The organism is Bacillus sp. SIMBA_074, from assembly GCF_046534555.1.
GTDB lineage: Bacteria > Bacillota > Bacilli > Bacillales > Bacillaceae_G > Bacillus_A > Bacillus_A mycoides.
Window position 1 is genome coordinate 1 of record NZ_JAWRYM010000028.1, and the last position, 23296, is coordinate 23296.

General features: G+C 36.7%; 18 protein-coding genes, 2 tRNA genes, 2 pseudogenes and 1 riboswitch. Of the genes and pseudogenes, 17 read left to right on the top strand and 5 right to left on the bottom strand.

Annotated features, from left to right (window positions below; all coding sequences use genetic code 11):
- Positions 1 to 77 precede the first annotated feature (77 nt).
- The 11 genes and pseudogenes from SB773_RS23055 (at position 78) to SB773_RS23105 (ending at position 11237) form a co-directional block, all read left to right on the top strand.
- A tRNA-Gly gene (locus SB773_RS23055) sits at positions 78 to 149 on the top strand.
- A gap of 10 nt (positions 150 to 159) precedes the next feature.
- Positions 160 to 232: transfer RNA gene (locus SB773_RS23060), tRNA-Ala, on the top strand.
- 125 nt (positions 233 to 357) lie between these two features.
- A complete protein-coding gene (locus SB773_RS23065) occupies positions 358 to 1503 on the top strand; it encodes a glycerate kinase (RefSeq protein WP_002124706.1) in 1146 nt (381 codons plus the stop codon).
- Positions 1504 to 1773: 270 nt separating this feature from the next.
- On the top strand, positions 1774 to 2667 hold the full coding sequence (gene rocF / locus SB773_RS23070) for an arginase (protein ID WP_002029355.1): 894 nt from the start codon (positions 1774 to 1776) through the stop codon (positions 2665 to 2667).
- A 248-nt stretch (positions 2668 to 2915) separates the two neighbouring features.
- Complete coding sequence (cdaA, locus tag SB773_RS23075; protein ID WP_002124707.1) at positions 2916 to 3737, top strand: diadenylate cyclase CdaA; 822 nt, start codon at positions 2916 to 2918, stop codon at positions 3735 to 3737.
- Complete coding sequence (locus SB773_RS23080; RefSeq protein WP_410592391.1) at positions 3730 to 5229, top strand: CdaR family protein; 1500 nt, start codon at positions 3730 to 3732, stop codon at positions 5227 to 5229. The genes cdaA and SB773_RS23080 overlap by 8 nt, the downstream gene beginning before the upstream one ends.
- Positions 5222 to 6568 carry a phosphoglucosamine mutase gene (gene glmM, locus SB773_RS23085; protein ID WP_410592393.1) on the top strand — a complete coding sequence of 449 codons (1347 nt, stop codon included), beginning with the start codon at positions 5222 to 5224 and terminating at the stop codon, positions 6566 to 6568. Before SB773_RS23080 ends, glmM begins: the two co-directional genes overlap by 8 nt.
- A gap of 285 nt (positions 6569 to 6853) precedes the next feature.
- Positions 6854 to 7039 (top strand): annotated as a pseudogene (locus SB773_RS23090) (hypothetical protein).
- A gap of 12 nt (positions 7040 to 7051) precedes the next feature.
- Positions 7052 to 8854, top strand: coding sequence for a glutamine--fructose-6-phosphate transaminase (isomerizing) (gene glmS, locus SB773_RS23095; protein WP_002009853.1), 1803 nt, complete (start codon positions 7052 to 7054; stop codon positions 8852 to 8854).
- A 109-nt stretch (positions 8855 to 8963) separates the two neighbouring features.
- A pseudogene (locus SB773_RS23100) lies at positions 8964 to 9195 on the top strand (TnsA endonuclease N-terminal domain-containing protein); the annotation flags it as partial.
- Positions 9196 to 9272: 77 nt separating this feature from the next.
- On the top strand, positions 9273 to 11237 hold the full coding sequence (locus tag SB773_RS23105) for a S9 family peptidase (RefSeq protein ID WP_410592395.1): 1965 nt from the start codon (positions 9273 to 9275) through the stop codon (positions 11235 to 11237).
- Positions 11238 to 11691: 454 nt separating this feature from the next.
- Here SB773_RS23105 and SB773_RS23110 read toward each other — a convergent pair whose 3' ends face one another.
- Positions 11692 to 12198 carry a DoxX family membrane protein gene (locus tag SB773_RS23110; RefSeq protein ID WP_410592397.1) on the bottom strand — a complete coding sequence of 169 codons (507 nt, stop codon included), beginning with the start codon at positions 12196 to 12198 and terminating at the stop codon, positions 11692 to 11694.
- A gap of 374 nt (positions 12199 to 12572) precedes the next feature.
- On the opposite strand from SB773_RS23110, the gene SB773_RS23115 reads away from it, so the two are divergent.
- On the top strand, positions 12573 to 13349 hold the full coding sequence (locus SB773_RS23115) for an SDR family oxidoreductase (RefSeq protein WP_002124715.1): 777 nt from the start codon (positions 12573 to 12575) through the stop codon (positions 13347 to 13349).
- A 48-nt stretch (positions 13350 to 13397) separates the two neighbouring features.
- Here SB773_RS23115 and SB773_RS23120 read toward each other — a convergent pair whose 3' ends face one another.
- The 4 genes from SB773_RS23120 to SB773_RS23135 all read right to left on the bottom strand — a co-directional run bounded on the left by SB773_RS23120 (position 13398) and on the right by SB773_RS23135 (position 17094).
- Positions 13398 to 14066 (bottom strand): methionine ABC transporter permease, encoded by a 669-nt coding sequence (locus SB773_RS23120; RefSeq protein WP_002140120.1) that lies wholly within the window; start codon positions 14064 to 14066, stop codon positions 13398 to 13400.
- Entirely contained in the window at positions 14041 to 15081 is a 1041-nt protein-coding gene (locus tag SB773_RS23125; RefSeq protein ID WP_060749762.1) for a methionine ABC transporter ATP-binding protein, read from the bottom strand. Before SB773_RS23125 ends, SB773_RS23120 begins: the two co-directional genes overlap by 26 nt.
- A 12-nt stretch (positions 15082 to 15093) precedes the next feature.
- The gene (locus SB773_RS23130) at positions 15094 to 15906 is read right to left on the bottom strand and encodes a MetQ/NlpA family ABC transporter substrate-binding protein (RefSeq protein ID WP_131247774.1); all 813 of its coding nucleotides are present in this window, start codon (positions 15904 to 15906) and stop codon (positions 15094 to 15096) included.
- An 85-nt stretch (positions 15907 to 15991) separates the two neighbouring features.
- Positions 15992 to 16105, bottom strand: a riboswitch (SAM riboswitch).
- 80 nt (positions 16106 to 16185) lie between these two features.
- Positions 16186 to 17094 (bottom strand): NAD(P)-dependent alcohol dehydrogenase, encoded by a 909-nt coding sequence (locus SB773_RS23135; RefSeq protein ID WP_060749763.1) that lies wholly within the window; start codon positions 17092 to 17094, stop codon positions 16186 to 16188.
- A gap of 145 nt (positions 17095 to 17239) precedes the next feature.
- Between SB773_RS23135 and SB773_RS23140 the strand changes: the two genes are divergently transcribed.
- The 5 genes from SB773_RS23140 to SB773_RS23160 all read left to right on the top strand — a co-directional run bounded on the left by SB773_RS23140 (position 17240) and on the right by SB773_RS23160 (position 23269).
- Positions 17240 to 18004 carry a hypothetical protein gene (locus tag SB773_RS23140; RefSeq protein WP_410592403.1) on the top strand — a complete coding sequence of 255 codons (765 nt, stop codon included), beginning with the start codon at positions 17240 to 17242 and terminating at the stop codon, positions 18002 to 18004.
- A 112-nt stretch (positions 18005 to 18116) separates the two neighbouring features.
- Positions 18117 to 19553 (top strand): FAD-binding protein, encoded by a 1437-nt coding sequence (locus SB773_RS23145; RefSeq protein WP_410592405.1) that lies wholly within the window; start codon positions 18117 to 18119, stop codon positions 19551 to 19553.
- Positions 19550 to 20083, top strand: coding sequence for an MFS transporter (locus SB773_RS23150; RefSeq protein WP_002091456.1), 534 nt, complete (start codon positions 19550 to 19552; stop codon positions 20081 to 20083). The genes SB773_RS23145 and SB773_RS23150 overlap by 4 nt, the downstream gene beginning before the upstream one ends.
- Before the next feature lie 90 nt (positions 20084 to 20173).
- Positions 20174 to 21892: a DUF3981 domain-containing protein gene (locus SB773_RS23155; protein ID WP_410592461.1), complete on the top strand. Its 1719-nt coding sequence runs from the start codon at positions 20174 to 20176 to the stop codon at positions 21890 to 21892.
- Positions 21893 to 22009: 117 nt separating this feature from the next.
- A complete protein-coding gene (locus SB773_RS23160; protein ID WP_410592407.1) occupies positions 22010 to 23269 on the top strand; it encodes a multidrug effflux MFS transporter in 1260 nt (419 codons plus the stop codon).
- The last annotated feature ends 27 nt before the right edge of the window (positions 23270 to 23296 follow it).

The window sequence follows — 23296 nt, forward strand, 5'->3', positions numbered from 1 at the left end:
CATTAGCTCAGTTGGTAGAGCATCTGACTTTTAATCAGAGGGTCGAAGGTTCGAATCCTTCATGGCTCACCATTTTCGCGGAAGTAGTTCAGTGGTAGAATACAACCTTGCCAAGGTTGGGGTCGCGGGTTCGAATCCCGTCTTCCGCTTAATTACTAAGGGGCCTTAGCTCAGCTGGGAGAGCGCCTGCCTTGCACGCAGGAGGTCAGCGGTTCGATCCCGCTAGGCTCCATATAAATAGGAAAAGCTTACATCAAATGATGTAAGCTTTTTTTGTGTTTAAATTCCACTCAAAAAGGAAACTTTTCCGTATATCGTTTAAAATGAAAAAAAGGGATTGAATAAGGGGGGATAATTATGAAAGTTGTCATTGCATCGGATTCATATAAAGAAAGCCTGAAAGCTATAGAGGTATGTGAAGCTATTGAAAGGGGCTTTGCAGCAGTTTTTCCTAAAGCAGAGTACGTTAAAGTACCAATTGGAGATGGAGGTGAAGGAACGGTCGAATCTCTTGTTGGTGCTACAATGGGGGGAATTATATCACTTAATGTGACAGGGCCGCTTGGGGAGAGTGTGCAAGCCTATTATGGTATGTCTAAGGATAAGGAGACAGCATTTATTGAAATGGCGGCAGCATCAGGATTACAACACGTTCCAATTGAAAAGAGAAACCCACTTATTACAACGACAAAAGGGACAGGTGAACTGATATTACATGCATTAGATCAAGGAGCTAAACACATTATTTTAGGGCTTGGAGGAAGTGCTACAAATGATGGTGGGGCAGGTATGTTGTCTGCTTTAGGCGTAGAGTTTATTAATAGGAAAGGTGAAGTAATTGAGCCCTCTGGAGGAACATTACATTTGATTACTGCTCTTAACCTTTCTCGTATGGATACACGTTTGAAGGATATAAAGCTAGAAGCAGCATGTGATGTCGACAATCCATTAGTTGGACCAAAGGGAGCGTCTTTTGTATTTGGGAGACAAAAGGGTGCGAATGTAGAGATGATGAAAGAGCTAGACGGGAATTTAAAACATTATGCTAATATACTTAAACAGTACGTATCTTTTGATGTGTCCCTAATACCTGGTGCAGGGGCAGCTGGAGGAATGGGAGCCGCTGTCGTTGCAGTACTAAAGGGACAGCTAAGAAAAGGGATTGAAATTGTATTAGATTATACAAATTTTGATAAGTGTATAGAGGGTGCCGATCTTATTGTAACTGGTGAGGGAAGGATAGATGAACAAACAGCTTATGGAAAAGCTCCTGTTGGTGTCGCGAAGCGGGCGAAATGCCGTCATATTCCTGTAATTGCTATTGGTGGATCTGTATCTCCGAACTATACAATTGTTTATGAAAAGGGAATTGATGCAGTATTTAGTATTACAGCAAGTCCAATGACATTAGAAGAGGCATATAAAAGGGCAGAAGAGAATATAGAAATGACAGCGAGAAATATTGCAGCAGTGTGGAAACTAGCATCAGAAAAACGCTTCTAAGTGTAGAAGTGTTTTTTAAATTCAGTTATTTGAGGATATTTTGTGTAATTCTAGGTATTGATGGAGAAAGGCACGGATAAAAATATTAGCTGATAGAAAAGTTAGTTGGTTCATTAAGTTAACTTTATACATAGAATAGTTTAAAAATCGGGAGTCCAACGTAAATATAAGTGAATAAAATGTATAACCATGCAGAAAAATGTCGAGTTGAGTCAGACTATATAAAAGATTTAAAATATTTAGTGAAGGCATAAAAGGGGGATACTATCTATGAAAAAAGAAATCTCAGTTATTGGAGTTCCAATGGATTTAGGACAGATGCGTCGCGGGGTTGATATGGGACCAAGCGCGATCCGTTATGCAGGGGTAGTTGAAAGAATTGAACAAATTGGATATGACGTAAAAGATATGGGAGATATATGTATAGAGAGAGAAAAAGAAGTAGATGAAAATACAAAGTTACGAAACCTTACTCAAGTTGCAACTGTATGTAATGAACTAGCGACTAAGGTTGATCATATTATAGAAGAGGGTCGTTTTCCACTTGTATTAGGCGGTGATCATAGTATTGCTATCGGTACGCTAGCTGGTGTGGCGAAACATTATAAAAATTTAGGTGTTATTTGGTATGATGCACACGGTGATTTAAATACAGAAGAAACATCACCATCTGGAAATATTCACGGTATGTCACTTGCTGCAAGTTTAGGTTATGGACATTCTTCACTTGTAGATTTATACGGGGCATACCCGAAAGTAAAAAAAGAGAACGTTGTAATTATAGGTGCACGTGCATTAGATGAAGGAGAAAAGGACTTTATTCGTGAAGAAGGCATTAAAGTATTCTCAATGCATGAAATTGATCGTATGGGTATGACGGCTGTTATGGAAGAAACAATTGCGTATTTATCTCATACTGACGGTGTTCATTTATCATTAGATTTAGATGGTCTTGATCCTCATGACGCACCAGGAGTTGGAACACCTGTAATTGGTGGTTTATCGTATCGTGAAAGCCACTTAGCGATGGAGATGTTAGCAGAAGCTGATATTGTTACATCTGCTGAATTTGTTGAAGTAAATACAATTTTAGATGAGAGAAACAGAACAGCAACAACAGCGGTTGCTTTAATGGGTTCTTTGTTCGGTGAAAAACTAAAATAAATGTAAGAAAAGCAACTGAGAAGTTGCTTTTTTTATTTGAAAATAGGCGTATAATAATGACTTATATTATACTGTAGGATAAGAAAGTTTGACATCTTACCAATTTAAGCTAAAGGGGGGCGTTTGTAATTGTCGTTTGGTTCATGTATGGTATAATTAACTAGTTGTTGGAAATACATACAGATAGAGCATAAAATAATATTTCAATATATGGATAGAATTGCTCGTAAGTAGGAGGAAGGGTTAGCATGCCTTTTGAAGATACGACCATTTTGAAATATCTTAGTACGGCATTAGATATTGCTGTTGTATGGTTTATTATATATAAGCTAATTCTTATAATTCGGGGCACGAAGGCTGTGCAACTTTTAAAAGGTATTACAGTTATTATTGTCGTCCGGATGATTAGTATTTTACTTGAATTGCATACGCTATATTGGCTAACGGAACAAGTATTAACGTGGGGATTTTTAGCCGTTATTATTATCTTCCAGCCAGAATTGAGAAGAGCACTTGAGCAGCTAGGACGCGGTAGCTTATTTTCGCGTGTGGGAAATCAGGGGGAAGATGAACCTGAAATTGTTGCAACAGCGATAGCTAAAGCAACGGAATATATGGGAAAACGTAGAATTGGTGCACTAATTACTTTGTCAAAAGAGACTGGGATGGATGATTATGTAGAAACGGGTATTCCGCTAAATGCAAATGTATCATCGGAATTACTCATTAATATTTTTATCCCTAATACCCCTCTTCATGATGGAGCAGTAATTATGCAGGGAAGTACAATTAAAGCAGCAGCATGTTACCTTCCGTTATCAGAAAGCCCATTTATTTCTAAGGAGTTAGGAACTAGGCATCGCGCTGCAATGGGAGTTAGTGAAGTCACTGATAGTATTACAGTAGTTGTGTCGGAAGAAACAGGCCAAATTTCTTTAACGAAAAACGGTAAGTTACATCGTGATTTGAAGACAGAACAGCTGAAGGACATGTTGTTAGCAGAATTTAGTGGGAACGAAAAAACGACTTCTTCGTCTTTATGGAATTGGAGGAGAAAGCGTCATGGATAAGTTAATGGAGAATCATTGGTTTTTAAAAGGAATCTCATTACTATTGGCGTGTATGCTTTTCATGTCAGCAACTTTAACTGAAAAAAATACGACATCGAGTATATTACCTTTCGTAAATGAAACGAAAGAAACATTAACTGATTATCCTATTACCCTGAAGTATGATGAAGAGAAATATATTGTAAGTGGTATTCCATCAGGTGGAGTTAAGGTGAAGTTGGAAGGTCCAAAATCAGCAGTTGCTACAGCAAAAGCAAAAAAACAATTTGATATATCAGTTGATTTGCGAGATAGTCAAAAAGGAACTTATGAAGTTTCTTTAAAAGCGAATGGGCTTCCAGATGATGTGAAAGGAACAGTCCAACCAGCAACAATCAAAGTTACTCTTCATGAAAAAGCGAGAAAATATGTTCATGTAGACTTAAAATTATCAAATGAGGATCAGATGCCAGCGGGTGCTACTCTCGAAAAATCAAACATTAAACCTGATACTGTTGAGGTAGTTGGGACGAAAGAAGAAATCGAAAGTATTTCATCTGCTAAGGCGTATATTGATTTAAAAGGTGTTAATAAAACTGTTACAAAAACAGCCGAAGTTACATTATACAATAAAGAAGGAAAACGTTTAAATGTAAGAACGAGTCCATCTAAAATTAGTGTAACATTGAATGTGGCGACGCAAGCTACGGCCAATAATACTGAAAAAACTGTTCCTGTGACGTATACGAAAAAGGGGAATTTGCCAGAAGGATTGACTGTTACAAATATTAGCGTTGAGCCGAGAGAAGTAACGATAGCAGGTCCAAAAGACATTTTGGATAATATACAATCTATAGAGGGGGTCGAGGTAGATCTTAGTCAATTGACGGATTCTACAACATTCGATGCCTCTGTTTTATTGCCAAAAGGTGTAACAAGTGCAAAACCAAATCAAGTGAAGGTTTCCGTAGGGGTACAAAAGGTAAAACAAACGAAAAGTAAAACTATTGACGGTATCCCGATTCAAAAAAATGGAATTCCGAATGATGTTACTGCTCAGCTACTTTCGCCACAAGATGGAAAGATAAGCGTTGATATTTCAGGAGAAGCAAGTATAGTAGATAAAATAACAGCTGCTCAAATAACAGCTTCGATTAATCTGCAAAATGTATCTCCGGGGACGAATGATGTTTCTATTCAAGTGAGCGGTCCTGGTAATATTTCGATAGAAGCAAAACAAAAAAGTGCTAAAGTCACAATTGTGAAGAAAGAAAAGCCGGATAAAGAAGTACAAGGTAATATTGAACAACCAGATTCAAAAAACAATCAAGAAAATCAAACTGAAAAACCAAAAAATCCTGAACCAGATCCAGAAAAGGATCAGGAAAAAGATAAAGACAAAGAAAAAGAAAAAGAAAAAGAGAAAGAAAAAGAAAATGGCCAAGAAACGAGCCAAGAACCAACAGTAGATAATCAAAAAGAGCACGAAAAAGGAGCGAATAATAATGGGTAAATATTTTGGTACAGACGGAGTACGTGGGGTTGCAAATAAGGAATTAACACCTGAATTAGCTTTTAAAATAGGACGTTTTGGCGGCTATGTATTAACAAAAGATACAGATCGTCCAAAAGTAATTATTGGCCGTGATACACGTGTATCTGGACATATGCTAGAAGGAGCTTTAGTAGCAGGCCTATTATCAACTGGAGCGGAAGTAATGCGCCTTGGTGTTATTTCTACACCAGGTGTGGCTTATTTAACAAAAGCTTTAGGGGCGCAAGCAGGTGTTATGATCTCTGCATCTCATAACCCAGTACAAGATAATGGAATTAAGTTCTTCGGTTCAGATGGATTTAAATTAACAGATGAGCAAGAAGCAGAAATTGAAGCGTTATTAGACAAAGAAGTTGATGAGCTACCACGTCCAACAGGTACTAACCTTGGACAAGTGAGTGATTACTTTGAAGGTGGACAAAAATATTTACAATACATTAAACAAACTGTAGAGGAAGATTTCTCTGGTTTACATATTGCTTTAGATTGTGCACATGGTGCTACATCTTCTTTAGCTCCATATTTATTTGCAGATTTAGAAGCTGATATTTCAACAATGGGAACTTCACCGAACGGTATGAATATTAACGCTGGAGTAGGTTCTACGCATCCAGAAGTGTTAGCTGAATTAGTAAAAGAAAAAGGTGCTGACATTGGTCTTGCTTTTGATGGTGATGGAGACCGTTTAATCGCAGTAGACGAAAAAGGAAGCATCGTTGATGGCGATCAAATTATGTTTATTTGCGCGAAGTATATGAAAGAAACTGGTCAATTGAAACATAATACAGTTGTTTCAACAGTTATGAGTAACTTAGGTTTCTACAAAGCGCTTGAAGCAAACGGTATTACAAGTGATAAAACAGCAGTTGGTGATCGCTACGTAATGGAAGAGATGAAACGTGGTGGATATAACCTGGGCGGAGAACAATCAGGTCATATTATCTTACTTGATTACATTACAACTGGTGATGGAATGTTAAGTGCACTTCAACTTGTAAATATCATGAAAATGACGAAAAAACCATTATCTGAGCTTGCAGGCGAGATGACAAAATTCCCACAATTACTAGTAAATGTTCGTGTAACAGATAAGAAACTAGCACTAGAAAATGAGAAAATTAAAGAAATTATTCGTGTTGTAGAGGAAGAAATGAACGGAGACGGTCGTATTCTTGTTCGTCCATCTGGAACAGAACCACTTATTCGTGTAATGGCAGAAGCACCGACACAAGAAATTTGTGATGGGTATGTACATCGTATTGTAGAAGTTGTGAAAGCTGAAGTTGGCGTTGAATAATTAGCCGATTTTATTTAAAAGGAGCACAAAAAGTGCTCCTTTTTCATATGTTTTATAGACAATGAAAAAAATTTCATTGACGATTTATATTGTTTGTTATACGATGGTCTTGTTCTTTTTCTCAAAGGAAATATTGTAAATTATAAAAGCGCCAGAACTACAAGTAGTGTAGTTGACGAGGTGGAGTTTATCGAGATTTCGGCGGATGACTCCCGGTTGTTCATCACAACCGCAATCTTTTACTTAAAACATTAAGGTGACTTAGTGGACAAAGGTGAAAGTGTGATGAGAGAAAAGGAACGGATGAATACTAGCTGTATAAGTATATACGGACTTTAACCCAATCGAGAGGAAGGTGAAAGCCGTTACAAGCTTACAGGGCTAGCAATATGTAATCCGTTTTTTAGTATAAATAAAAATGGTATCGGACTATGTCGTTACATGTTCGCAGAGCAGTGTAAGCATTTGTAACGGCGACTAAACATGTGTGGAATCGTAGGATTTATTGGAGAGCAAGATGCAAAGGAAATTTTATTAAAAGGTTTAGAAAAGCTAGAATATCGCGGATATGATTCAGCAGGTATTGCAGTACAAGCAGAGAACGGTGTTATTGTATACAAAGAAAAAGGCCGTATTGCAAAACTTCGCGAAGTCGTAGAAGAGAATGTGGCAGCAAGCGTGGGAATCGGTCACACACGCTGGGCTACACACGGTGTTCCAAGCAAACTAAACGCGCATCCGCATCAAAGTACATCAAAACGCTTTACACTAGTTCATAACGGTGTAATTGAAAACTATGAGTTAGTGAAAAAGGAATATTTACAAGATGTAACGTTCGTAAGTGAAACAGATACAGAAATTATCGTGCAACTTATGGAACAACAAGTAAGTACAGGACTAAGTGTAGAAGACGCGTTCCGTCAAACGTTATCTCTTTTACATGGTTCTTACGCAATCGGACTACTTGATGCTGAAAATCCAAACATGATTTATGTTGCTAAAAACAAAAGCCCGCTATTAGTAGGTGCTGGTGATAACTTTAATGTTATTGCAAGCGACGCTATGGCGATGTTACAAGTTACAGATCAATTTATCGAGTTAATGGATAAAGAAATGGTAATCGTAACAAAAGAAAGCATTACAATTAAAAACTTACAAGGTGAAACGATTGAACGTGCACCGTTTACAGCGGAATTAGACGCAAGTGATATTGAAAAAGGAACGTATCCTCATTTCATGCTAAAAGAAATCGACGAGCAACCACTTGTAATCCGTAATATTATTCAAAAGTACCAAGATGAAAATGGCGAAATTGAATTAGATCAAGATATCCGTAACGCAATTTTAGATAGCGATCGCATTTACATCATTGCATGTGGAACAAGTTATCATGCAGGTCTTGTTGGAAAGCAATTCATTGAGAAATTTGCGAAAGTACCAGTTGAAGTACATGTAGCAAGTGAATTCTCTTACAACATGCCATTATTAACAGAAAGACCATTCTTCATTTACATTTCACAAAGTGGTGAAACAGCTGATAGCCGTGCAGTACTTGTGCAAACAAATGAAATGGGTCATAAAGCATTAACAATTACAAACGTACCTGGTTCTACGCTTTCTCGTGAAGCTGATTATACACTTCCTTTATATGCAGGACCAGAAATCGCAGTTGCATCGACGAAAGCATACACAGCACAGCTTGCAGTACTTTCAATCTTAGCGGCTGACATTGCAAAAGCGAAAGGTGAGGTTCTTGATTTTGATTTAACACATGAATTAGGACTTGTAGCAAATGCAATGGTAGTACTTTGTGATCAAAAAGAAGAGATGGATGCATTAGCAAAACAATTTTTAGCAACAACGCGTAACTGCTTCTTCATCGGACGTAGCGTAGACTTCTTCGTAGGTTTAGAAGGTGCGTTAAAACTAAAAGAAATCTCTTACATCCAAGCAGAAGGATTTGCTGGAGGAGAATTAAAACACGGTACAATTGCCTTAATCGAAAACGGTACACCAGTTATCGCACTTGCTACACAAGAGCACGTAAACCTTGGAATTCGTGGTAACGTGAAAGAAGTAGTAGCACGCGGAGCTAACCCATGTATCATCTCAATGAAAGGCTTAGAAATGGAAGGTGACAGCTTCGTATTACCAGCTGTACACGAAGCACTAGCACCGCTAGTAGCAGTTATTCCATTCCAACTTATCTCATACTACGCAGCGCTTCACCGCGAATGTGACGTTGATAAGCCACGTAACTTAGCTAAATCTGTTACTGTTGAGTAGGAGATTGGTAGAGTAACTAGATTATTATAAATTTAAAATAAAGTCACGACGTTTATAAAAAAGTTGTGAAGCTTTGCCCCTTTGGATATGATTATCTAAAGGGGCATTTTTGTGTCGAAAAAAAAGAACATCTAAAATCGATAAGTGGATTAAAGAGGGGCAAGGAACTGGCAGTGGGAGAGATTATCAGCCTTGTCTTGAAATTCAAGATGATCCCTCATTAGATCGGTCAGTGGGATTTAAAAAGTATAAAAACCGGCAGACAACATGAGGTTTTATCGGATTTGGGACGGAACTACTTTTATTTAACTGAATTTTCTGTTGTTATTCCGGATATTCGTTGATGGAAAAAAACACTGATTAAAGTTTCACTTTATTGAACAAATTAGATTACTAGACATTACGAGGGGGTTTATTAATGAAGGTGAAAGAAAAAACATATTTAAGTATAGAAGAGATTATTTCATTACCAACCTTATCAAGTACAAACATAAGTGACGATGGCAAAAATGTAGCATTTGTAAAAAAGACAGCTAACTGGGAAGACAATACGTATAGAAATTATGTATGGATATATGAAAAGGATAAAGAGCAGAGTTACCCACTAACAGATGGGGATATAGATAGTACACATCCATTATGGTCTCCAGATTCTAAGACTATTGCATACCTTAGTCCAGGCGGTGACGGAGCTAATACAAATCAGATCTTTGTTAAGTCAATAGATGGTGGTAGTAAGGTTCAAATTACGGATGAGAAGGAAGGAGTTAATACATTCAAAAGGGAACCTGCTGGTAAAGGTTTTTATTATGTTGCGCAGTCAAAAGAATGCGAGGAGATAAAGAAACGTAAGGAACTATATGGAGATTTTCAACATATAGGTAAGGAACACCAGAATAATTGTTTATACTACATTGAAATAGAAAAAGTGATACAAAATGATAAAGGGGAACGAGAAATTAGCGGTGTTTATCAATTAACGGAGGGTAAGGATTTTTATATACATAACTTTGATATTTCAAATGATGGGACAAAGGTTGTATTTATGGCTACACCAAGCCTAAACGATCATATGAATGGTGATCTATACATATTAGATGTTGAAGCTGAGGAACTACAAAAGATGAATGTAGATAAGTTGTTGGGCGGGAGCGTTTGCTTTTCTCCTGAGGGCAGCAAAATATGTTACTCAGCAAGCATAAGGGAGAAAGATTACTATAGAAACCATATACAAGAAAGTACATTAGAGATATATGATATGAATACTGGAGAGGTAATTCAGCCTCTAACAAACTTTGATAGTACGGTTATGCCATTACAGTGGACAGATAAGGGGATTTTAATTAGATGGCAGGATAAAACTAACTATCGTATTGGATTGCTATGTGAGGATGGCACAGTGGAAATGTTAAGTGACAAAGTAGATGGCTTTATAATGGATGCTTCTATAACAAGGGATGGACGTCATATATCCTATAGTAAGGCTATAACAAATGAAACCTTTGAAATCTATTTAGACGATAAAAAAATAACGGATGAAAATAGCTTTTTTAAAGGGAAGCTGAAAAGTAACAGGGAAATAATCTCATGGCAAAGTAGTGATGGTCTTGAAATAGAGGGTGTTTTATCAACCCCAGTAGAGTTTAACGCAAATAAAAAATATCCCTTATTAGTAGTAATCCATGGTGGTCCGGCTTGGGCATCCTTTCCGATATTTTCAGACTGTTTTAATAAGAAATATCCTATTGAACAGTTTATCGAAAAAGGCTTTATAGTTTTAGAGCCAAACTACAGAGGAAGTTCTGGTTACGGTAATGAGTTCTTAAAAGCCAACTATAGAAAACAGGGAATTGCTGACTACGATGATGTTATATCTGGAGTGGATAAACTAGTTGAAGAAGGGATTGCAGATAAAGATAGAGTAGGAGTTATGGGATGGAGCAACGGGGGATATATATCAGCTTTCTGTTCTACATTTAGTAATAGATTTAAAGCTATTTCAGTTGGAGGTGGAATTACTAACTGGAGTACCCATTATGTGAATACAGATATCCCTTACTTTATTAGAATGTATTTAGGAAATAATCCATGGAATGATCCAGATATATATACAAAAACATCGCCAATGACATATATTAAATCAGCCTGTACTCCCACCTTAATCCAACATGGCGAAAAGGATGCAAGAATTCCAACTTTAAACGCATATGAGCTATATCAAGGATTAAGGGATATGGAAGTTGATACAGAATTAATTATATTTAAAGGAATGGCATATAGTCCTGACCAGCCAGGAATTAATGTGGCTATTATGAAGCAGAATTTGATGTGGTTTTCACACTATATTCTTGGGGAAAGTATGAAAAATTTTAGGGTTTTATAATGGATATTCTCACAGGATATATAAGGATGAAACAGTCGTCATAAGGAAGGCTGTTTTCATATTTAGCTTGTGATTGTAGCGCTTGCTTCTGATTCATCTGCAAGTATACGTATTATTAGGTTTTCAGATAGCCCAACGTTATAAGGTAAATTATAACGTTTATATAAATATAAATTACATCTATAGATAAATTTGTATTATATCCAATTGTGAATAGTTTAGGTAATCTATTGTATATCAAAAAACCGAAATCTGATTGTAGATTTCGGTTTCGTTTTATCCCGCTATTTGCGAGCAGTAAAGCTCCCACCTCAAAATTCGGCTGAAGCAAAGAAGTTAGGTGGGAGTCGGGCTGCCCGTAAAAGCCCGATTGGTGCGGGCCGATTAAAGTTTCACTTTATGTGAGAAAATGATCGTGTATCTTATTAGCTTATATTTAAAAGATGAACTATTCTTATGCAGTTTTACTTAATTTATATGCTTCACGGTTATTTTTTTTGAAAAGTTTTGGGAAAACATAACCATCTAATCCAATACGTCCAGCATTATGTCCTGCAACTAAAATGAACATAGTTAAAATAAGTAGGTTTGGGTTTACACTAACAGTTCCGCTTAATAAAAATGAAAGGTTCATTATGATGCCGAAAAATGCAGCTGTTTTTGTTAATCCACCTAAAATCAAACCTAGCCCTACTAAAATTTCTCCCCATTGAACTAAAAAGCTAAATAGGTCTGCGTTTGGAAGAACAAAATGTTGAAGAAAATCTGCCCACCAACCTTGTACTGCAGGGTGATCACCTGATGCCTGAGCGATAGCTCCTTTTAGAAAACCACTTGCATCAAAAGACTGTCCAAAAACTTTTCCTATTCCAGCAGTGAGCCATGCATATCCTATGTAAAGTCGTAAAAATAATAATATGAAAGTAGCGCGTTTATCAGTTCTTAAAAAATTGATAACCATTGAAATCCCTCCAATGTATTGTATTTACATGTTTATTATATATTCATTGTGAATAAATTCACAATGGAGGAAATGTGAACAAAAATAGGTTAGGAGTAATTGTTTTATTTTTTGTAACATTTCATCTATTTTGGTAGACTAATAATAGAGATATATCAAAAGGAGGCAAAGAGTAGATATGTGGATGAACTTGTAATGATTAGAAATTAGATAGATGAATTTTTCTCTCGTAAGTGAGGGTTTATTTAGCTATCTGTAAATCATTCAAGGACTGTATATTTAGCTTGTACATCCCCTTTGTAAGGGTAGATGCCTATGTGGGGAAATTTATATCTCTTATATAAAATATGCGTCCTTTAAACTTGGAGGAGTATATGATGAATCAATTGAAAAATAAAGTAGCTGTTGTTACAGGTGTTAGTCGTCTAGACGGTATAGGAGCAGCTATTTGCACGGAGTTAGCAGAGGCTGGATACGATATATTTTTTACGTATTGGACAGAATACGATAAAGAGATGCCTTGGGGCGTTGATAAAAATGAACAAATACAATTAAAAGAAAAGTTGATACAAAACGGTGTCAAAGTATCGAGCATGGAGTTAGATCTAACTCAGAATGATGCATCAAATCAGCTTATAAATAAAGTTACTGAACAATTAGGGTACCCTCATATATTAATTAATAATGCAGCATATTCTACAAATAATGATTTCTCTAATTTGACTGCTGAAGAACTAGATAAGCACTACATGGTAAATGTTCGTGCGACTACATTGTTAAGTAGTCAATTTGCCCAAGGTTTTGATAAGAAATCTGGTGGTAGAATTGTGAATATGACGTCGGGACAATTTAAAGGACCTATGGCAGGAGAATTAGCGTATGCAACAACGAAGGGAGCAATTGACGCTCTTACTAGTACGTTGTCAGCGGAAGTGGCCCATTTAGGGATAACAGTGAATGCAATTAATCCAGGTCCAACTAGTACAGGATGGATGACTGAGGAGATAAAGCAAGGATTAAGACCGATGTTTCCTTTCGGCAGAATTGGTGAGCCAAAGGATGCAGCAAGACTTATTAAGTTTTTAGTGAGCGAAGAAGCCGAATGGATTACAGGGCAAGTTATTCATTCAGAAGGTGGATTTAAGAGATAATTTTATAATTAAAAAGAAGGTATCTCATTTCAATGAGATACCTTCTTTTTAATCTTTCTTCAATCTTCGTGCTATACCATTCCCTAATGACTGTAATCCTTGAACGAGGATAATCAAAATAAAGACTGTTGCATACATTACTTCAGGTTCGTAGCGTAAATGTCCGAATCGATATGCTAAATCACCAAGGCCGCCAGCACCTACAAGTCCAGCCATTGCTGTTGCACCGATTAAGCCGATCGTTGCGATTGTTAATCCAAGTACGAGAGACGGGCGAGCTTCTTTAACCATAACGTGCCAAATGATTTTTAAAGTAGAGACTCCCATTGCTTGATATGCTTCAATGACACCGCGATCCACTTCTAATAAAGCAGTTTCCATTAAACGGGCAATGTAAGGGGCTGTGAAGACAACAAGTGGTACGATAACACCTTGCACGCCAATGGACGTTCCCATTAGAAACTTTGTAAAAGGTAAAATGAAGAATAATAGAATGATAAACGGAAGAGAACGAATGATATTAATAACTGTATTAAGAATAGGATAGATAATTTTATTTTCTCGCTGTCCACCAGGTCTCGTTAAAACAAGTGTGACACCGAGTGGTAATGCAATAAGAATAGAGATAAGTAGTGAAATAGATGTCATTTGAAATGTTTGAATTGTTGCTTCCCATATTACGTTACCCCACTCATCCAAAAAGGACTTGTTTCCCATAATCTGTTCTACCTCCTTCTACGATGATCCCTTGTTCTTGTAAAAATGATAAGGCACGGTGTACTTCACTTTTTTCACCTTGCATATGAACGATCAGTTTTCCATATGCCTCATGTTTTAACTGCGTAATATTGCCTGATAAAATATTCGGATATACGTGGAAACGTTTTGTAGCGATAGCTAACGCTGGTTCTCCTGAAGCGGTTCCTATAAATGAAAGTGTTACGATTTCCCCGGTGCTTTGTAGTTCTTTCTGTACATCTTCTGGAATTTTAGCTGCAAACGCGCTATTTACAAATTTCTTCGTTGTTACATGTTGTGGGTTTGTGAAAATATCTTTTACGGTTCCACTTTCGACTACCGCCCCATGTTCCATTACAGCAACTTGGTCACAAATACGCTGGATGACATTCATTTCGTGTGTAATTAGCAAAATCGTAATTCCGATGTCTTCGTTGATCTTTAATAATAAATCAAGAATAGAATCGGTCGTTTCCGGATCTAATGCGCTCGTTGCTTCATCACTTAATAAAACTTCAGGCTCATGAGATAGTGCGCGAGCGATCGCTACACGTTGTTTTTGACCACCAGATAATTCACTTGGATAGGCATCTTTTTTATTAAAGAGATCAACAATGCGTAAATACTTTTCTACCCTTTTTTCAATTTCATTTTTGGGAAGACCAGATAGACGTAAGGGTAGTGCGATATTTTCATAAACGGTAACGGTTTTAAGTAAATTGAATCCTTGAAAAATCATGCCGATCTTTTTTCTCGCCTTTGCGAGTTCTTTTGTCGATAAGGTTGTTAACTCTTGTTCATTTACAATGATATCTCCTGTCGTTGGTTTTTCTAATAAATTTACACAACGGATTAATGTACTTTTACCAGCGCCACTATATCCGATGATTCCAAATACTTCGCCCTTTTTTACTTTAAGGGAAGTTGATTTAAGAGCCTCAACATTCCCTTTTTTTGTTGTAAATACTTTGGAGACGTTTTTTAATTCAATCATTATAGTCAGCTCCTACCAAGACGGTAAAACAGAACCATCGAATTTTTTCTCAATGAAATCTTTTACTTCTTTAGATTGATAAGCTTTCTTTAATTTATTAACAACAGCATCATCTTTATTTTCAGTACGAACAACGACCCAATTCACATATGGTGAATCTTTTCCTTCGCGGAAAATAGAATCTTTTGCTGGACTTAATTTTGCACCTAATGCAAAGTTTGTATTAATTGCAGCTGCCTTCACTTCACCTAGCTGCGTTGGTAATTGAGATGCCTCTAATTCAACAATCTTTAAATTTTTCGGATTTTCAATTACATCTTTTGCAGTCGCTTTTTCTGTAGCTTTTGGATCAACCTTTAAAACACCTGCTTTTTCAAATAGCTTTAAAGCACGAAGCTCATTTGTTGGATCATTTGGGACAGCGATTGCATCGCCCTCTTTTAATTCTTTTACATCTTTTAAGCTTTTAGAATATACACCCATAGGGAATGTTACTGTGGAAAATACTTCAGTTAATTTCATGTTGCGTTCAGCTTTAAATACGTCTAAATAAGATTTAGTTTGATAGCTATTTACATCGAGGCTTTTTTCATCTAAAGATACGTTTGGCGCTACATAATCATTAAATACCTTTACATCAATTTCGAGACCATCTTTTGCTGCCACTTCTTTTACCTTTTCAAAAATTTGTTCATGCGGTCCACCCGTTACGCCGACAGTAATCTTTTTCTCATCTAATGCTTTTACCTCTTTATCAGAATTAGCACCACATGCACCTAACAATAATACCGCTCCACTTACAATACTTAATAACACCTTTTTCATCTATAATTCCCCCTTAATATACGTTCCAAAATAAAAAGCACCTCTCAAAAATAAGAGAGGTGCCGAATAGACGAAATAGGTTCCTCTCTTATCTTCCAAAACGAAAATCGTTCTGCAGGAATTAGCACCTTAGCTTATACGTTATAAGCTCGGTTGCCGGGCATCATCGGGCCAGTCCCTCCGCCACTCTTGATAAGAGTATGTGTATGTAGTTTTTTAATATGGTACTAATAGTAAATCTTACAAAAAGAATTGTCAATATTATTTTCTGAATATATTTTATTTTAAGGTAATCGAAACGTTCCCTTTTTTATGTCCCTTTTCCACATACATATGAGCTTCAGCAATTTCTTCTAATCGGTAAGTTCTATCAATAACGGGCTTTAGTTTTTCCGTTTCGACTAGTTTTTTTAATAGAATCATATCCTCTTTACTTACCTTGGCCATCATTCCATTAACAGATACATATTTTCCATTGGGTGTTAATGTATTTGTACAAAGGGATTTTTTATACTTCCCAACTGCATCAAATATAATATCGTAGCATTTGCCTTGCTTAGTAAAATCTTCTTTCGTATAATCAATTACTTTATCAGTTCCTAAAGATTGCACGAGTTCAAAATTTGAATTACTACAAACAGCCGTAACGGTCGCGCCGAAATATTTAGCAAGTTGTACAGCAGCTGTTCCTACTGATCCGGAGGCACCATATATGAGCACTTGTTGCCCTTTTTTTATACGGCCCTTTCTCAGGAAATGTAATGCTGAAGTTCCACCAAAAGGAATAACTGCCGCTTCTTCATACGTCACATTGGTAGGTTTTAATGTTATTAATCCACTTTCATGTACGCATGTGTACTCGGCATAACCACCGAGGTTTAGTTCTGTTAATGCAAAAATTGGATCACCTTTTTTAAATTGAGTTACATCTGTTCCTACTTCTTCGATTTCACCGGATAACTCTACGCCGAGTACAGGTTTTCTCGGTTTTCTGAAACCTAATATGATCCGCATAGGAATCCAAAATAAGAGGGGGCTATTAAAGCCGCGTATTCTACAATCTCCAGTCGTTACACTTGTTGCGTGAATTTTAATTAATACTTCGTTCTTTTTAGGTGTAGGTTTCTCTATATTTTGAAGCTGAAGAACGTTAGGTGGTCCATACTGTGTGCAAATGATCGCCTTCATAATGACCTCCTGAAATGAGTTGTTGTTATTTACATCATATTTAAAATCTTCATTAAACATGTCGCTATATAGCGAATATAGATTGAAAATTGTATAGATTTCATAGGGAAAGAGGTGATATTATTTTGGGAAAGGGGGCGACGTTATGAAAAAAAATATTTTTATTTCAAGTTTAGTGCTTGCAATCAGTCTAGGGGTAGGGTGTAGCAATGAGAAAACAACAAAGACTGATGAACCGAAAAAAGAAGCCATGCAAAAAGAAAAGGAATTAGAAGCGAAGGATGTTTTCAAGAAAACGAACGAAGCTTTTAAAAATGAAGAAAATGTAACGATGACATATGATGTAGGGTTAAAAGCTGAGGGAACAGAGATGGATATATTAAAGGCTAAGATGCAATTAGAGCCAAAGACAAAGAATTCTCGTTCTGAAATGAATATTTCTGGTACAGATGTTGTAGTGTATACTGTGGATGGTAAAGTTGCTGGTGAGGTGAAAAACTCTAATACAGGAGAAGTTATAACCGTACCAGAGGAGCAATTAAACGCTGGTGGAATGAAAGCGACTCAAGATATTATAGATAATTTAGAAGTACCAGCAGTAGTTTTAGATAAAATGAAGATGGAGAAAAGCGGAGATAAATATAAACTGAAATTTACATTAAAAGGGCAAGAAACAGAAAGTATGTTAACTAGCATGGATGAAACGCAGAAGAAAATGTTACAAGCACAAAATGCGAAGATAGAAGAAGTGGATGCAGAATATATCATTACAAAAGATTTTAAATATGAATCAGCGAAGATAGATATGATTATGAGTAGTAATGGTAAGGATAAGGCACACATTATTACGAATGCAAAATATACGTCGTACGAAAAGTTCGACCCAATACAATTGCCGGCAGCAAAGTAACAGTTTTGATCAGGGGGGACCTAAAATAAGGTGCCCTCTCTTTTTTATACTTTCTTCTTAGGAAAATAGGTACAATATGAAGAGGGAAAACTGTGGAAGAGGAGAGTGTCATTTGAAAAAAAGAAAGATAGCGGTGGTCATTGTAGCTTATACAGTGTTGCTTGCGACATCTATAAATACATATAAAGAGCAACTAGAACATCCTATTATGAGCGATGTAGGAAAGTTGCTTCCAACGAAAATTAAACGTGTTGAAAATGCTGAGGATGAACGTTCATTAAAACAGTTAGTGCAAGATGCAAATGTTTCTGGAGAGAAGATTTCTATTGCAGGTATGCAACATAGCCAAGGCGGACAGACGTATTATCCGAACGGTACGATGCTTGATATGAAAGGATATAATGAAATATTAGAATTCGATCCGGAGAAGAAGAGGATTAGGGTGCAAAGCGGTGTCACATGGAATGACATTCAAAAGAAAATCAATCCATATGGTCTTGCAGTTCAAGTGATGCAATCTCAAAATATTTTTACTGTTGGTGGTTCATTAAGTGTAAATGTACATGGGCGTGATATTCGTCATGAAGCATTGATTGATACAGTAGAGTCGTTCAGATTGTTAATGGCAGATGGTACGGTGCGTAATGTAAATAGAGAAGAAAATGCTGACTTGTTTCCATATGTAATTGGGGGATATGGATTATTTGGTGTGATTTTAGATGTGACGCTACAGTTAACAAACGATGAATTGTATGAAACGCATACGAAAGTACTAGATTATAAAGAATACTCTTCATACTTTAAGAATAAAGTGCGAAGGGATGAGAATATACGTATGCATTTAGCACGTATTTCTGTTGCCCCAAATTCATTTTTAAAAGAAATGTATGTAACAGATTATGTACTGGCAGAAGATCAACAGAAGCTGGGAGAGTACAGCAAATTAAAAGAAGAAAATATTATAGCTGCGCCGAAATTCTCACTTGGGTTATCACGTTATAGTGACTGGGGAAAGGGCGCATTTTGGGATATACAAAGAAGTTATTTTGAACGTACAGATGGTAAGTACGAAACTCGAAATAACGTAATGAGATCTGATAGTGCTTTTATGGAATACGATAATCCAAACTTGACCGAAGTTTTACAAGAGTACTTTGTACCGATAGATGGTTTTGCAGAGTATATAGATGATTTGCGAAGCGTTTTAAATGAAGAGGAATTAAACCTTCTTAACATCACAATCCGCTATGTAGAAAAGAATGAGAATGCGGTGCTATCTTATGCGAAAGATGATATGTTTGCGCTTGTGCTTCTAATTAATCAAGGGCGTTCTGAAGATGAAATAAAGAAAACAAAAGTGGTCATTCAAAAGATGATTGATGTTACGTTAAAGCATAATGGAAGTTATTATTTACCGTATTATTCTTATCCGGAAAAGGAGCAACTAAAGAAAGCGTATCCTCGCATAGAAGAATTCCTTCAGAAGAAGAAGGAAGTAGACCCAGAGGAAAGGTTTGTGAATTTATTTTATAAGGAGTATAGCAAATGACATATAGAAGATTTGTAGCCTCACAAAGCATTATTATGATGGCAGGTAGTATGGTATTTCCTTTTTATATACTATTGCTTCGAAATGTAGGAAATAGTTTCTCGCAATTTGGCTGGGCGTACGGCTTATTTGCCTTAACTTCAGCTCTAGTATATCCGTTAGTTGGAAGAATCTCTGATAGGGTAGGTGATAGAAAGTTATTAATTATATACGCATGGTCCATGGCTATATTAATGCTTTTTTTCCCTATTGCAACAGAAGTTTGGCATGTATACATTCTCCAAATTTTAATGGGTATTTTAGGTGCTGTGCAGCGTAATACGGAGAAGACATCGTTAGCACGAAAGGTAGCGCATAAGGAAGCTGGTTACGAAATTGGAAAATACCATGTATGGACATCAATTGGGGGCGGCGTAGCTATAATTGCAACTGGTTACCTAGTGGATTTCTTTACGATAGGGACTATTTTTTATATTGCTTCAGTTTTATATGTAGTTAGTGGATTTGTATTAAGCCGCGGTGATAAGTAATTAAAAGTATTTCCATTCCCATTTTTACCTGATTACCCTTTATTTGTTATACTTATGGAGAAGACAAAAGAAAAGGGGACATTGCCTTTGATGAAATTTATAGTTTTAGCTATTCTCACTTTGTTTTTGATTCCATGGACTAGAAGCGGTAATAAAATTCGCGCGGTGGATAAAGGAGGAAATGAGAAAGTTGTAAAGGGTAAGAAATCATCTATTTTAGTTATTCCTGTTTTATTTTGGATAGGTATTGCAATCTATGAATATTTCTGGCTAATTGATGATCGAGCAGATTCTATTCTTACTCATTATTCTGTTGCATTAGCGATTTTAATTGGGCTTGTTTTATTCTCACAAGAGCAGGTAGGGAAATTAGAAGGTACGCTAAAAGGACTTCTAATGTTCGTTTTACTCGCAAGTTACGGCTATTTTGGTTATTTGCACGATATAGTAATCTCGCAAAAGAAATATGATTCGGTCGTGAAGGTAGAGAAAGATATTTCAGAGCCATTTACTGAAAATGACCAACCGTTTACAGTTCCGCCTAAAACAGCGGAGAATAAAATGAAAAAGGTATTTGGTGATATTCCGAAAGTAGCTTATTTTGAGCTAGGGGAATTAACGCCACAAATGGTAAATGGTGAAGCCTTGTATGTAGCACCGATAGAAGTTTCGGGATTTTTTAAAGCACGTAAAGCGGAAACAATTCCAGGTTACGTAACAATGTCAGGTACGAATCCTGATGCGGAAGCGAAATTACATCTTGGATATAAAATGAAGTATGTACCAAGCATGTTTTTCGGTAATAAATTAGAACGTGTCGTTCGAAAAGCAGAGCCAGATTTAGTTTTTAAAGGGAAACCAAAATTTGAAGTTGATGATAAAGGAAAACCGTATTATACAATGACATACGGTGAGTTTATTTCAGGAAGATCAGGGTTTGAAGTAGAAGGCGTTGTCGTTGTTGATGCACAAACAGGTGATGTGAAACGATATGATAAAGGGAATGCACCTAAATTCATTGATGGTGTATTAAATCATGAAACAGCATCTACGTTAAATACGTACTTCGGAAAATATATTCACGGATTTTGGAATACGAAATTCTCACAAACTGACATGAAGATGCCGACTGAGTGGGGGACGAAGGAAGGCGTTACGCCAATCTTCGGGAAGGATGGTAAATTGTATTACTTTACAGACTTTACCTCTCCGAAAGAAGGAGTAGATTCTGCTCTCGGTTACTCATTAGTTGATGCACGTACAGGAAAGTTGTATTACTATAACGGAAAAGAAGTGAAGGGAATTATGGACGGTTCGGCTGCTACAGAAGTAGTGGATAATTCCTTTAAGAGAGAGAAATGGCATGGAACAATGCCGGTTATTTATAACGTATATGGTAAACCTTCTTGGATTGTACCGGTTATTGATGACGGCGGATTAGTACGTGCTCATACTGTCATATATGCTTCTAATGCAAAAGTGTTTGCAACAGGTTCAACGCAAAAAGAAGCACTTGAGAATTATAAAAATGCGCTGAGCGGAAGTGGTGATTCATTTAGACCGACTTCAAATGGGAAAGAAGCGCAAAAAGAAGGTACTGTACAACGTGTGTATAAAGAAAAATCAGGTGAAAATACGATTGTGTACGTACTATTAGAAAGCGAGCAAAAAGTATTCATGGTACCGGCGAAGAAATTCCCATATGCAATGTTTACAGAAGTAGGAGATTCAATTCAAATCACATATTTAGACACAGGAGAAATGATGGCATCTGTATCTAAATTTACAAATAGTAATTTGAAAAAGTAAAGCGATAGAGATTCTATCGCTTTTTTTACATTATTAAACAGGAAAATACGGTATACTTGACGTATATTTATGTTGTAACTATAATTGTTACGATTAAGTATTTATATGAAAGGGTGAATGGAAAAAGTGAATGGAGTTAATCACGAAGTATATAAACCTGTAAAGACAAACAGGTTATGGATGATTCTTGTATTAGGGACACTTACGGCAATTGGGCCATTATCTATTGATATGTATTTGCCTTCTTTACCAAAGTTAACGGATGATTTACAAACGGGTGCATCCCTCGCGCAGCTTACATTAACTGCTTGTCTGCTTGGGCTTTCAGTAGGGCAGTTATTTATTGGTTCAATTAGTGACATTTACGGAAGACGCAAACCTCTTATTATCGCTCTTATTATTTATGTTGCTTCTTCTTTACTTTGTGCTGTTGCACCATCGATTTGGAGTTTAGTGCTTTTACGTTTCTTACAAGGTGCTTCAGGATCTGCTGGTATCGTTATATCACGTGCAATGGTACGTGATATGTATTCAGGTTCTGAAATGACGAAATTTTTCTCACTGCTTATGTTAGTAAACGGAGCAGCGCCTATTTTGGCACCGATTATCGGGGGACAATTATTACAGTTCACATCATGGCGCGGCGTTTTTATCGTTCTTGGAGCAATTAGTGTATTCATGCTAATATCAGCTACTTTCGTATTACGTGAAACATTACCTCCTGAAGAAAGAGAGACAGGTGGATTATCAGGAACGCTTGCAACATACGGAAAGCTTCTGAAAGATCGTTTATTTATGGGGTATGCATTGTCGCAAGGATTAGTAACAGCTGCAATGTTTGCTTATATTTCTGGTTCACCGTTCGTGTTGCAGAACATATACGGAGCATCACCACAACAGTTTAGTTTGTTCTTTGCAATTAACGGTATCGGTATTATTATTGCTAGCCAAGTTACTGGCCGCTTAGCGGGGAAAGTTAATGAGAAAATTTTATTTGTTGCTGGTATTATTATTGCGGCTGTTGGCGGTCTATCATTACTACTTACAATCGTATTAGGAATAGGACTAATCGGTGTTTTATGCTCGCTATTTCTTGTTGTATCAAGTGTTGGGGTTGTATCAACAACTGGCTTCTCGTTAGCGATGAGAAATCAAAAACAAGCAGCAGGAACAGCATCAGCTTTACTAGGTTTATTACAGTTCATTTCAGGAGCGCTTGTTGCACCGCTAGTAGGTATTGGTGGAAGTAATACAGCACTTCCTATGGGTGTGGTTATAGCTCTTTGTGAAATTGGTGCTGTGTTATGCTATTTATTCATGGCAAAAAGAAGTGAAAAGCAGTTTGAACTGCAACAAAACCAAAATTTAGAGGCTTAACAAAAAGAGCTGATTCAAAGGAAATGT

Excerpts from the sequence above, each read along its gene's own strand:
- SB773_RS23160 (WP_410592407.1), top strand. The coding sequence starts at position 22,010 with ATGGAAAAAGTGAATGGAGTTAATCACGAAGTATATAAACCTGTAAAG.
- SB773_RS23110 (WP_410592397.1), bottom strand. The coding sequence starts at position 12,198 with ATGGTTATCAATTTTTTAAGAACTGATAAACGCGCTACTTTCATATTA.
- SB773_RS23115 (WP_002124715.1), top strand. The coding sequence starts at position 12,573 with ATGATGAATCAATTGAAAAATAAAGTAGCTGTTGTTACAGGTGTTAGT.
- SB773_RS23140 (WP_410592403.1), top strand. The coding sequence starts at position 17,240 with ATGAAAAAAAATATTTTTATTTCAAGTTTAGTGCTTGCAATCAGTCTA.
- SB773_RS23080 (WP_410592391.1), top strand. The coding sequence starts at position 3,730 with ATGGATAAGTTAATGGAGAATCATTGGTTTTTAAAAGGAATCTCATTA.
- cdaA (WP_002124707.1), top strand. The coding sequence starts at position 2,916 with ATGCCTTTTGAAGATACGACCATTTTGAAATATCTTAGTACGGCATTA.
- rocF (WP_002029355.1), top strand. The coding sequence starts at position 1,774 with ATGAAAAAAGAAATCTCAGTTATTGGAGTTCCAATGGATTTAGGACAG.
- SB773_RS23150 (WP_002091456.1), top strand. The coding sequence starts at position 19,550 with ATGACATATAGAAGATTTGTAGCCTCACAAAGCATTATTATGATGGCA.
- SB773_RS23155 (WP_410592461.1), top strand. The coding sequence starts at position 20,174 with ATGAAATTTATAGTTTTAGCTATTCTCACTTTGTTTTTGATTCCATGG.
- SB773_RS23125 (WP_060749762.1), bottom strand. The coding sequence starts at position 15,081 with ATGATTGAATTAAAAAACGTCTCCAAAGTATTTACAACAAAAAAAGGG.
- SB773_RS23065 (WP_002124706.1), top strand. The coding sequence starts at position 358 with ATGAAAGTTGTCATTGCATCGGATTCATATAAAGAAAGCCTGAAAGCT.
- SB773_RS23105 (WP_410592395.1), top strand. The coding sequence starts at position 9,273 with ATGAAGGTGAAAGAAAAAACATATTTAAGTATAGAAGAGATTATTTCA.
- SB773_RS23130 (WP_131247774.1), bottom strand. The coding sequence starts at position 15,906 with ATGAAAAAGGTGTTATTAAGTATTGTAAGTGGAGCGGTATTATTGTTA.
- SB773_RS23120 (WP_002140120.1), bottom strand. The coding sequence starts at position 14,066 with ATGGGAAACAAGTCCTTTTTGGATGAGTGGGGTAACGTAATATGGGAA.
- glmM (WP_410592393.1), top strand. The coding sequence starts at position 5,222 with ATGGGTAAATATTTTGGTACAGACGGAGTACGTGGGGTTGCAAATAAG.
- SB773_RS23135 (WP_060749763.1), bottom strand. The coding sequence starts at position 17,094 with ATGAAGGCGATCATTTGCACACAGTATGGACCACCTAACGTTCTTCAG.
- glmS (WP_002009853.1), top strand. The coding sequence starts at position 7,052 with ATGTGTGGAATCGTAGGATTTATTGGAGAGCAAGATGCAAAGGAAATT.